Origin of the sequence: Streptomyces lushanensis (assembly GCF_001700515.1) — a bacterium.
Lineage (GTDB): Bacteria > Actinomycetota > Actinomycetes > Streptomycetales > Streptomycetaceae > Streptomyces > Streptomyces lushanensis.
In genome coordinates, this window is the sequence record NZ_MAUD01000274.1 from 37846 (window position 1) to 49198 (window position 11353).

The 11353-nt window shown below is 70.0% G+C and carries 9 protein-coding genes; 7 read left to right on the forward strand and 2 right to left on the reverse strand.

Annotated features, from left to right (window positions below; all coding sequences use genetic code 11):
* Positions 1-18 precede the first annotated feature (18 nt).
* The 6 genes from BFF77_RS21865 (at position 19) to BFF77_RS21890 (ending at position 7418) form a co-directional block, all read left to right on the forward strand.
* Complete coding sequence (locus BFF77_RS21865) at positions 19-1128, forward strand: ABC transporter substrate-binding protein (protein ID WP_066952527.1); 1110 nt, start codon at positions 19-21, stop codon at positions 1126-1128.
* 6 nt (positions 1129-1134) lie between these two features.
* The gene (locus tag BFF77_RS21870; protein WP_066952529.1) at positions 1135-2934 is read left to right on the forward strand and encodes an ABC transporter permease; all 1800 of its coding nucleotides are present in this window, start codon (positions 1135-1137) and stop codon (positions 2932-2934) included.
* A gap of 24 nt (positions 2935-2958) precedes the next feature.
* Positions 2959-4095 (forward strand): ABC transporter ATP-binding protein, encoded by a 1137-nt coding sequence (locus BFF77_RS21875; RefSeq protein WP_066952531.1) that lies wholly within the window; start codon positions 2959-2961, stop codon positions 4093-4095.
* A 39-nt stretch (positions 4096-4134) separates the two neighbouring features.
* The gene (locus tag BFF77_RS21880) at positions 4135-5364 is read left to right on the forward strand and encodes an MFS transporter (protein WP_066952533.1); all 1230 of its coding nucleotides are present in this window, start codon (positions 4135-4137) and stop codon (positions 5362-5364) included.
* Between the two features lie 76 nt (positions 5365-5440).
* Positions 5441-6508 carry a cupin domain-containing protein gene (locus BFF77_RS21885; protein ID WP_066952534.1) on the forward strand — a complete coding sequence of 356 codons (1068 nt, stop codon included), beginning with the start codon at positions 5441-5443 and terminating at the stop codon, positions 6506-6508.
* Positions 6509-6524: 16 nt separating this feature from the next.
* Positions 6525-7418: an AAA family ATPase gene (locus tag BFF77_RS21890; protein ID WP_066952536.1), complete on the forward strand. Its 894-nt coding sequence runs from the start codon at positions 6525-6527 to the stop codon at positions 7416-7418.
* Positions 7419-7522: 104 nt separating this feature from the next.
* On the opposite strand, the gene BFF77_RS21895 is transcribed toward BFF77_RS21890, so the two are convergent.
* Entirely contained in the window at positions 7523-8524 is a 1002-nt protein-coding gene (locus tag BFF77_RS21895) for a cupin domain-containing protein (protein ID WP_066952538.1), read from the reverse strand.
* A gap of 259 nt (positions 8525-8783) precedes the next feature.
* Positions 8784-9587, reverse strand: coding sequence for an FCD domain-containing protein (locus tag BFF77_RS21900; RefSeq protein WP_066952550.1), 804 nt, complete (start codon positions 9585-9587; stop codon positions 8784-8786).
* Between the two features lie 185 nt (positions 9588-9772).
* Here BFF77_RS21900 and phtC point away from each other — a divergent pair, with 185 nt between their 5' ends.
* Positions 9773-10537 carry a 3,4-dihydroxyphthalate decarboxylase gene (gene phtC, locus BFF77_RS21905; protein ID WP_211280297.1) on the forward strand — a complete coding sequence of 255 codons (765 nt, stop codon included), beginning with the start codon at positions 9773-9775 and terminating at the stop codon, positions 10535-10537.
* Positions 10538-11353 lie beyond the last annotated feature (816 nt).

Sequence of the window (11353 nt, forward strand, 5' to 3'; positions counted from 1 at the left end):
CCACAGGAGCGCACCCGTATGAGGACCCGTAACTTGACCTTCTCCGTGTCCGGTCTGCTGGCCGCGACGCTCGTCGCGGGGTGCGGCGGCGGCGTGCCGGGCTCCTCCAACAGCGACGCGGGCGAGGTCTACGGCCGGCTGAAGGGGCTGGCCAGGACCGAGCAACGCGCGCGGGCGGAGGAGCTGGCGGGCGAGGAGGGCAAGACCCTGTCCCTCTACACCTCGATGACCGCCGACATCGCGACTCCGACAGCCGAGGCCTTCGAGAAGAAGTACGGCATCCGCGTCAGCGTCTTCCGCGGCAACTCGGAGACCGTCCTCCAGCGGACACTCCAGGAGCAGGAGGCCGGCCGGCCGGGCGCCGATGTCGTCGAGACCAACTTCGCGGAGATGGTCATCCTCGCCGGCAAGGGCCATCTGGCCGACTACAACGGCTCGGGACTCGACAAGGTCGAGGCCGCCGGGAAGTTCGACCACTGGACGGCCACCCGTTTCAACGTCTTCCAGCCCGCCTGGAACACCACGAAGATCAAGCCCGGTGACGAGCCCACGAGCTGGGAGGACCTGGCCCTGCCCAAGTACCGGGGCAAGATCACCGTGGAGGTCAGCGACAGCGACTGGTTCGAGAACGTCACCAAATACTGGCTCGAACACGGAAAGTCACAGGCCGAGGTGGACTCCCTCTGGAAGGCGATCGCCGCCAACTCCAAGGTCGCCAAGGGACACACCACGATGATGCAGTTCCTGACCGCGGGCCAGACCTCGATGGAGGCGATGAACTACACGTACATCACCAGCAGAGCCGCCGAGGACGGCGCGCCCGTGACCCATCTGCCCGCGAGCGGGGTCTCCACCATCCCCGCCTTCGCCCGGCCCAACGGAGTCGGCATGATCAAGGGCGCCCAGCACCCGGCCGCCGCCTGGCTGTTCTGCGACTGGCTGCTCACCGACGGCCAGAAGACCCTCGTGGACCTCGGGCTCACCCCGTCCACCAAGGTCCCCGGCGACAACAGCGTCGCCGGGCTCACCCTCGTACCGTTCGACGTCGAGGGCCTGAGCAAGGACGACAGCGTCTGGGACAAGAAGTACGACGCGCTGCTGCGCGGCGCCGACACGGTGGGGCGGTGACCGGCGATGGCACTGGCCTCCACCGCCACCGCCCCGCGGGGCGGCGACCACGAGACACCCGGTCCGGGCCCCTCCCCCGAGCCCACCGCTCCCGGCCGGCTCCTGGCGCTGCTGCGGCGGCTGCTCTCCTTCCAGGGGCTCCTGGTCGGCGGCGCCGTGGTGATCGTCGGCTATCTCGCCCTCGTACCGCTGGGCTATCTCGTCCATGACACCTTTCTGAACAGCACCGGCACGGGGGTCTCCCTCGGCGCGTTCTCGCGCGCCTACGGAGGCAACTCGCAGGCCGGCTCGATGATGCTCAACTCGCTGGGCTTCGCACTGGGTTCCGCGGCGCTCGCCCTGGTGCTCGGTACGGTGCTGGCCTATGTCCAGGTACGCACGGACACGCCCTTCAAGGGTCTGTTCTTCGCGGCCTCGCTGGTCCCGCTCATCGTGCCCGGCATCCTCTACGCGACCTCGTGGATCTTCCTCGGCGACCCGTCGAGCGGTGTCATCAACACACTCGTCTTCAAACCGCTCTTCGGCACCGCACCGGTGAACATCTTCAGTGTGTGGGGCATGATCTGGGTGCAGGGACTGCATCTGGCCCCGGTCACCTTCCTGCTCATGGTCGCCGCCTTCCGGGCGATGGACCCCTCGCTGGAGGAGTCCGCGGCCATGTCGGGGGCCCGGCGGAGCACCGTCCTGCGACGGATCACCGTCCCGCTGCTGCGCCCGGCGATGATCTCGGCCTCCCTGCTGATGTTCGTGCAGTCGCTGGAGAGCTTCGAGGTGCCGGGTCTGCTGGGCCTGCAGAACGGTATCTACGTCTTCACCAGCCGGATCTACTTCGTCCTGCGGGCCTACCCGATCGACTACGGCGCCGCGGGCGCGCTGGCCATCGGACTGCTGCTCATCGCGGCGGCCGGTGTGCTGCTCTCCGGCTGGCTCCAGCGCTCCTCGCGCAACTTCCAGACGGTGACCGGCAAGGCCTTCCGGCCCCGGCCGGTGGACCTCGGGCGGGCCCGGCCCTGGGTCGGCGCCGGAGTGATCGTGTACTTCCTGGTGACGGTGGTCCTGCCGGTGGCGGTCCTCGTCTACGCGTCCCTGCTGAAGTACTACGCGGCGCCCTCACGCAAGACGCTCGGCTCGATGTCGCTGGAGAACTACAGCGAGGTCCTGCACATGCCGCTCGCCTTCACGGCGCTGAAGAACTCGCTCATCGTCGGTGTCGGCGCGGCCACGGCGGTCATGCTCCTCACCTCGGTCGTCTCCTGGGTGGTGCTGCGGACCAAGGCTCCGGGACGGCGGGTGCTGGACCTGGTCGCCTTCACCCCCATCGTGATCCCGGGACTCGTCCTCGGTCTGGCGCTCTCCTTCGTCTATCTGCGGATGCCGCTGCCGATCTACGGCACGCTGCTGATCCTGCTGGTGTCCTACTGCACGCGCTATCTGCCGTACGGGATGCGCTACTCCTCCTCGGCGATGGCCCAGATGTCACCGGAGCTGGAGGAGTCGGCGGCGGTCTCGGGCGCCTCGTGGTTCCAGACCTTCCGGCGTGTGCTGCTGCCGCTGATGAGCAGCGGCATCCTGGCCGGCTGGGTCTACATCCTCGTCGTCTCCTTCCGTGAACTGTCGAGCACGATCCTGCTCTACAGCCCCGGCAAGGAGGTGCTGTCGGTCCTGATCTGGGAGCAGTTCGAGAACGGCCAGTTCACCACGCTCGCCGCCCTCGGTGTCTGCATGGTCCTGATCCTCGTTCTGCTCGTCTCCATCGCCTACCGCCTGGGAGCCCGCTTCGGGCTCCAGGGCGACTCGTCGAACTAGCACCTGCCCGAAGGGACACCAGGGATGCTGACTGTCGAATCCCTCGCCAAGAGCTATGAATCGTCCGCGGGCGCGGCGCGCCGCCGCAAGTCCGCCGACAGCACGCGTGTCTTCGCCGTCGACGGGGTTGACTTCGACGTCCGCGACGGTGAGCTGTTCACCCTGCTCGGCCCGTCCGGCTGCGGCAAGACCACCACACTGCGCTCCATCGCGGGCCTGGAGCAGCCGACGGCCGGCCGGGTCCGCCTCGGGGACCGGGTGCTGTTCGACGCCGCGAGGGGCGTCAACCTCCGGGCCAACCGGCGCGGCTTCGGCATGGTCTTCCAGTCGTACGCGATCTGGCCGCACATGTCGGTCTTCAAGAACGTCTCGTTCCCGCTGGACGTGATGCCCCGTGGCAAGCGCCCGGGACGCAAGGAGATCGAGGAGCGCGTCCATCAGGTGCTCGACGTGATCGAGCTGGGCGCGTACGCCTCACGGCCCGCCACCAAGCTCTCCGGCGGCCAGCAGCAGCGTCTCGCGCTCGCCCGCGCGCTGGTCACCCGGCCGGAGCTGATGCTGCTCGACGAACCGCTGTCCAATCTGGACGCCAAGCTGCGCGAGAGCATGCGGTTCGAACTCAAGCGGCTCCAGCGGGAGCTGAACCTCACCGCGATCTATGTGACGCACGACCAGTCCGAGGCACTGGTGATGTCCAACCGGATAGCCGTGATGAACGAGGGCCGTATCGAGCAGATCGGCAAGCCGCGCGAGATCTACACCAGGCCCGCCACCCGGTTCGTCGCCGAGTTCATCGGCACGTCCAACTTCATCGAGGCCAGGGTGGTGTCGGTGACGGGCGGCGAGGTGGCCGTCGAGACCACACAGGGACGGCTGATCGCCCGGGAGTGTCCGAGGACCCCCGCACTCGGGGACACGGTTCTGCTCTCCATCCGCCCGGAGTCCGTGGACGTCTCCACCGCACCGCGCGGCGATGTGCCCAACGAGTGGTCCGGGAAGGTCCGTACGCGCGCCTTCCTCGGTGACGCCATCGATCACATCACCGGGGTCGGGGATCTGGAGATCCGCAGCCGCTCCAACCCCACGGTGTCGATCCCGCCCGGCACCGAGGTGCATCTCAGCGTCGCGCCGGACAAGGTCACGCTCGTCCCCGTCGACTGAGCCGACCGGGACGTCCCGGAGAAAGGCCCCCGTTTCCGTATGGCGATACCCGAGGTGCTGCGCGATCGCGACTTCACCCTCTATTGGGGCGGCGTGGTCCTGTCCCAGATCGGGACACGGGGAGCCGTCGCCGCCAATCTCTACCAGGTCTACCAACTCACCGGTTCCACCGCTCAGGTGGGACTCGTCGGCCTCGCGCAGGCCGTCGCCCTGCTGGTGCTCTCGCCGCTCGGCGGGATCTACGCGGACCGGCTCGACCGGCGGCGGCTGTTGCAGGTCACCCAGTGCGTGGCCCTGGTCGTCGCGGCCGGACTCGCCGTCCTCACACTGGCCGGCGACGCCACCGTCCGGACCGTCGTCGTCTCCTCACTGCTGGCGACGGCGGCGGCGACCTTCGACCAGCCGGCCCGCCAGGCGCTCATCCCCGCGATGGTGCCCAAGGAGCGGCTCGTCGACGCCTTCGCGCTGCTCAATCCCTCGCGCGAGCTGGCGGTGCTCACCGGCCCCGCGCTCGCCGGTCTGCTCATCGCGGCCGGCGGGCCCGGCGCGGTCTATGTCTTCGACGCCGTCACCTACGGTGTGCTCGTCGTCGTTCTCGCGGTGCTGCGGGTTCCGCCACTGGCCGTGGACGAGGAGCGGCGGTCGCTGTCGGCGAGCCTGCGCGAGGGCGTCGGCCACATCGGCCGCAGGCCCGTGGTCTGGCAGCTGATGGGCCTCGATCTGGCCGCCACCGTGTTCGGCGCGTACCGGGTGCTGCTGCCCGCGTTCGCCGAGGACGTGCTGCGTGTCGGGGCCACCGGTTACGGTCTGCTCTCCGCCGCGCCGTCGGCGGGAGCCCTGATCGGTTCCGTATGGGTCTTCAAGCTGGTCCGTACGGCACGGTCGGGCCATCTCGTGCTGTGGGGCACGGCGGCGTACGGTCTCGCCGTGGTGGGGCTCGCGCAGTCGCGGGTCTTCCCGGTGGCGATCGTCATGGCCCTCGCCCTCGGCGCCGCGGACGCGCTCGCGACCACCGTCCGGCACGCGGCCGTTCAGGTGGAGACACCGGACACACTGCGCGGACGGGTCTCCGCCGTCTACCAGATGTGTTCCCGGGGCGGTCCGGCGATCGGCGACACGGCGATCGGCGCCCTCGCCGGTGTGACGGGTCCCGTGCTCGCGCTCACGCTCGGAGGCCTGGTCCCGGCCGCCGTGTCCGCGCTGAGCGCCGCCCGCAGCCGTACGGTCCGCGACTACAGCGTACGCAAGGCACGGCCCGCCACCACCTGACCCGTCCGAGGCCCACCGCACGGGGCCTTCTTCTCCGTTCACACCGACAACCGCCCACCCACCACCGGGAGGCAGTATGAGTACGCACACCACCACCGAAGTCACCCACTACCACGTGCAGAAACGCCGGCGCGCCCAGTTCATCGAGGAGTGGCGTGCCAACCATCGCACCGTCGTCGCACATGAGGACGTCGAGATGCACACCACCTCGCGGGGCAGCCGTGTCGGTGTGTACGTGGGCGCCGACGGCGACCGGCCCACCCGTACCATGGACGCCCTCGCCCATGAGATCGACCCGGGAGCGACGACCACCGCACACCGTCACTCCTGGGACGCCATGGTGTTCGTGGTGGCCGGGCGGGGCTGGTCCGAGATCGACGGGGAGCGGGTCGACTGGGGGCCGGGCGACTCGCTGCACTTCCCGGCGTGGGCCTGGCACCGCAGCGGCAACTCCGGTGACACCACGGCGCGTTATCTGACGTTCTCCAGCGAACCGCTGCTGGAGACCATGGGAATGGCCCTCGTCGAGGACGCGGGAGACACTCCCTGCGCGCAGCTCCCGCCGCGCCCGCCGTTCTCCGAGGGACGCGACGGAGCCGACCCGTACGCCGCGCGGCTGCGCCGTCTCGCCCGTGACCAGCGGGCCCGTCGCTCCGGCCGGCTGCACACGAGCTGGGACGAACTCGAACTGCGCAACACTCCGCGCGGCACCCGGACCACCTTCCTGCTGGACCGGGCCATCGGATACCAGGCCTCCGGCATCACCATGGCCATGTTCGAGATCGGTCCGGGCCGGACCCAGTCGATGCACCGTCACCCGGGCGAGGCCTGGCTCTATGTGGTGGAGGGCTCGGGCGAGAGCTATCTGGGCACCGAGCCCGAGGGCGGTGAGCGGCATCCGTGGAAGAAGGGCGATCTCATCGTCGTCGACCACTTCCTGTGGCATCAGCACATCAACACCGATCCCTCGCACACGGCCAAGGTCGTCCGTATCCATATGTTCGACAGTCTGCTGGAGACGATGCGGGCGCTGTGCGATCCGCTGGTGCTCTTCGAGGAGCCGCCGGACCACATCCGCGACGCGCAGGCCGGTGACCCGTCGACCGTCGAGTGGCCGGAGCTCCAGCGGCCCACCTGGCCATGAGCGGAGGGCGGACACGGTGATCGCGGCACTGCCCCATGGTGTGGCGGGAATCCACGCGCTGCCCGCCGGTCACCACGACGGTCCGTGGGACGCGGTGATCACCGACCCGCGGATCAAGGAACGGCTGCTCGCGACCGCTGTCCTCGTGCTCCGGCACGGGGCGCGGCTCGCGGGCTCCGCCGTGGCCCCGCACGGCCTCGTGGTGCTCGCGGGACCGCCGGGCACCGGCAAGACGACCCTCGCCCAAGGGCTGGCCCAGGCCGCCGCGCGCACACTCGCGCCGCACGGCGCGACCACGCTGGTCGAGGTCGATCCGCACGCCTTCCCCAGCGAGATGCTGGGCGAGAGCCAGCGTTCGGTCTCCCGGCTCTTCCGCGAGACACTGCCGGAACTGGCCGCCCGCCGTCCGCACACGCTGGTCCTGGTGGACGAGGTGGAGGCACTGGCCGTGCGCAGACAGGCGGCCTCGTTCGACACCAACCCCGTCGATGTCCACCGGGCGACGGACGCCGTGCTCAGCGGTCTGGACGCGCTGCGGGCCGAGCGTCCCGGCACGCTGCTGGTCGTCACGACGAACTTCGCCGAGGCGGTCGACGAGGCGTTTCTCTCCCGTGCCGACCTCGTCGTACGGACCGCCCTGCCGGACGGGTCGGTGATTCCGCTCATCGTGGCCGACTCGCTGCGTGAACTGGCCGCCCAGTGGCCCGCGTTGCGTCCGCTGGCCGAGGACGGCCCGCTGCACCGGCGCATGGCAGGACTGCTCACCGGTCTGGACGGGCGGCGGATACGCAAGACGGTGCACGGCGCGCTCGCCCTGCGGCTGGAGACGGCACGCGATCCGTCGCTGCTCGGTGCCGACGATCTGATCGCGGCGGCGCGGGAGAGCGCGGCGGACGGCCTCCCGACCTGAGCGGGGAGATTCCGGTGGCGGGATGTCGTACGAGCGGAAGAGCAACGGAGGAGGCCGCGTCCCGGGCGGGGACGCGGCCTTGTCCGTTGTGCGGTGTCCGGCGGTCAGCGCTCGGTGTACCCGGGCGCGTCCTCCAGGAAGTGGACGTTGTCGTAACCGAGGTGCTTGAACACACGGTTCTGCGCGGAGAGAAGACGCAGCGGTGTGCCGTCGGCCGCGAAGAGCTGGCAGATGTGGTTCTGCGGCACATAGAGCGTGTCGCCCTGGGTGATCTCGTACCGCGTCGGCTCCAGAGCGACCCGGGCGTAGTACTTCTCGGCGATCTCGGCCTCGACCTCCCACTGAAGGGCGTAGCCGCCGCCTTCGAGGACATAGAGGACCTCGTCGGCCATCTTCCAGTACTTGCCCGAGCGGCCGCCGGCCGCGATGTCGAGTTCGAAGGCGTCGATGGAGAAGATCCGGGCGTCGGCGCGCTCCGGCGAGGACATCACGCGGACCCGGCCGAGCGGGGTGTTCTCCCACTTGGTGTCCGACACACTGATGACCTTCTTGCGGTCCAGAACACCCGGTGTCCACACGGAGGACCACTCCTCGCGCGGCCCGAACTCGGCCTCGCGCTTGACCGGACCGCTGCGGCCCTGCTGCCACAGGCCCATGAACATCCAGGTGCTCTTGGCCTTGACGACCAGCGCGGTCGCCGTCTCGTCGTACGGGTTGAAGTGGCGGTGGACGGAGTCGGTGTGGACGAAGACGAGGTCGTCCTTGGCCCAGTCGTAGCGCTGGTCGTCATGGATCTCGTAACCGCGCCCGCGCAGGATGTAGAAGGCCGCCTCGTTCTGGTGGCCGTGTCCGTGGTTGCTGGACTCCGGCGGCAGTTCCACGAAGTGGACCTGGATCGTCTGGGTGAGGAAGTCCTCGTCGCCGGGGCCGACCCGCCACCAGGTACGGGACTGCTCGCTGTCGCCGGAGTGGCCGACCTTGGCGTCGTCGACGACCACGGAGTCGTCACGTACGCGGTCCACCGCGAGCTGCCGCCGGCGGAAATCGTCCAGACCGTAGGTCTCGGACGTCAGGCCGCGGACGAAGACGCGCCCTTTCTTGCCCATGGGTCCTCCTGTGCTGTGCAGGCATGTGTGTGACGCAGTAGGTCAGATTCGATGGTCTAACCATAATACCTGCGAGGGTCAGTGGTAACCCCTGGGAGGGACCGGCACCAGAACGAACCGAACCTCCCGGAAACAGCACGGCGCCCCACGACGGAGAACCGTCGTGGGGCGCCGTCCGGCCCATCGGCCGGTGGAGTCAGGAACAGCGGGGACAGCGGGTCAGGGGAAAAGCAAGGGGCTGCGCGCGGAGGGGCCGGTGTCACCCGGCGGTGTCACCTTCGGCGTGCTCCTCCTTGACCCGGGACGCCGTCCGCTGGAGATGGGCGTTCATGGTCGCCGTCGCGGCATCGAGGTCGCGCGCGGCGACGGCCTCCACGAAGTCCCGGTGCTCCTTGGAGCCGAGCCGGCCCATCTGCGGTTCGACGGTCTGCGCCTGCCGCAGGCTCATCAGCAGCGGGCCGTGGAAGGACTCCACCAGCATCTTGATCGCCGCGTTGTGCGTACAGGCCGCGACCCGGGTGTGGAAGTCCGCCGACAGCTCCATGGTGTACTCACCGCGCTCCAGCGCCTCGGTGTGCTCGTCGCACATCACCCGCAGCGCGTCCAGGTCCTCCTGGGTGGCCCGCTCGACGATCAGCGGGACGATTCCCAGCTCGACGACGAGCCGCGCCTCGGTGACCTCGGCGGCCGTCAGCGGCGACAGGGAGAGCAGGGTCGCGAGGCCCTCACCCACCTGCCGCGCGTCCGGCGTGGTGACGAACGCACCGCCGCGGGCGCCGACCCGGATCTCCACGAGTCCGCTCGCCTCAAGGATGCGCAGCGCCTCGCGCACGGTCACACGGCTGACACCGAAGTGCACACACAGCTCGCGCTCACTGGGCAGCCGGTCGCCAGGCTTCAGACGCTCCTCCTTCAGCAGAAGCCGGATCTGATCGACGATGACCTGGGAGACACGGCTGGAGGAAACGGTTTTGAAGAGCTCTTCGGGCACGGGAAGTCGCCCGGCAGGCGTCTCGCCACCGGTCTTGACTGCCGGAGGCCGGCTCCTGGGTCGGGTTGGCATGCGCACAGTGTCCCACGGCCGGGCGCTCGATTGACGGCTCTCCAGGCAATGGTTTAAGGTCATACCAAAATACCAGCCCGTCGTTCCGGGAGAGCGCCTGATGACCGACCTCGGGGCGGCCGACCGGCCCCTGCCAGGGGACACGGTCCCGGGTGACCTGACACCGGTCGCATACGAAGCACTGCGTGAGCGGGTCGCCGTCGCGTGCCGTGTGCTGGCCGTCACCGGTCTGGTCGAGCACATCCTTCGGCCGTGTCAGCGCCCGGGTCGGGCCGGGAAGCCTGCTGGTACGGGGACGAGGCCCCCACGAACGAGGGCTGGCCTTCACCGTCGTCGAGGACGTCCAGGAGGTCGACCTCGACGGCCGCAGGACCGGCGCCGAGGGCCGGGGAGACCACGCCGGAAACGCGCGCTCCGACGGCTGGGCGGCGCCCAACGAACTGCCCATCCACACCGGGATCCTGCGCGCCCGGCCCGATGTCACCGCGGTCGTGCACGCGCATCCGCCCGCGGTCGTCGCCGTGTCGGCCGCCGGGCTCCCCTGGCTTCCTCTGGTCGGCTCGTACGACATCCCCGCCGCGCGACTCGCGCACGACGGCATACCCGTCTGGCCGCGCTCGGCGCTGATCCGCCGTCGTGACCTGGCCGAACAGATGGCGGGTGCGCTCGGCGACCGATCCGTGGTGGTGCTCGAGGGACACGGGCTGGTCGCCGTCGGCAGCGGGGATCCCGCCGAGGCCGTCGCCACCGCCGTCACCCGCGCGCCGGCGGTGGACTCGCCGGCGCGGACGACCCTCGCGGTGGCCGGCGCCGGCGCGCCGCTGCGCCCGGTGAGCGACGAGGACCTGGCCGAACTGCCCGATCTGGGGGCCTCGTTCCAGGTCGCGGCGATGTGGCGCCATCTGGAGGCCCGGGCCGCGGCCGAGGGCCCCTCGACGCCGTTGCGCTGAAGCGAGAGAGGCCCGTGGCCGGCGAATCCCGCCGGCCACGGGCCCGTTTCCGTCGCCCCCCGTCCTCACATCCGCCCGTACCCGCACCGGAGGCGTCGCACGGAGACGCCGTGCGGACATCGGGCGGTGACGGGTGCGGTCCGGGTGCGGTTTCTTCCCTCGGCCCAGGGGCGTGCACCCGCGGCGTCCGCGCAGGCGCCATCGGCGGCATGAACGATCAGGCCCTGTCCGGCGGATCTTCGCGGGTCCGCGACGCCCGGCACGGCACCTCGCCGCGTTGTCGGAGTCGCCCGAGTACGGCCGGGCCGTCGACGACGCCGATCCTCCGCCTTGCGATGCTCCCCCGTGGCCTGAACGGCACGGGAGGTACCCCCTCCACCGGACGCCGCGGCCCGATCCACGAAGATCCGCCGGACAGGACCCAGGCGGACCGCGTTCCTCAGCCCTGCGTCGGCCGCGGGCACCGTCAGGCCCAACGGCAGGGCCCCGGAACTCACTTGCGGTCCCAAACCCCACCGGCCCCACCTCATGCGTCCGCCACCGGCCAGCTTTTCACCCGCTCGGCCTATCTTTTGACGGATCATGAGAAAGTTCCGGAGATTTCATCCGAACCTCTGGACAGTCCCCATGCGTCGCCCTAATGTCTCGGCCCAACCAGCCAAGTGTTTCGTCGCGGTAACACCCACACCGCTCAACAGCACCACGACCACCCGGCGCTCACACGAACGCCCCGCAGCACTCCTGTCTTTGTTCGTCTCCCCCCACGGCCGGGCCGCTGCCCGTCCCTAGGCGCTCCGCGTCCGCCGTCGCGACGGC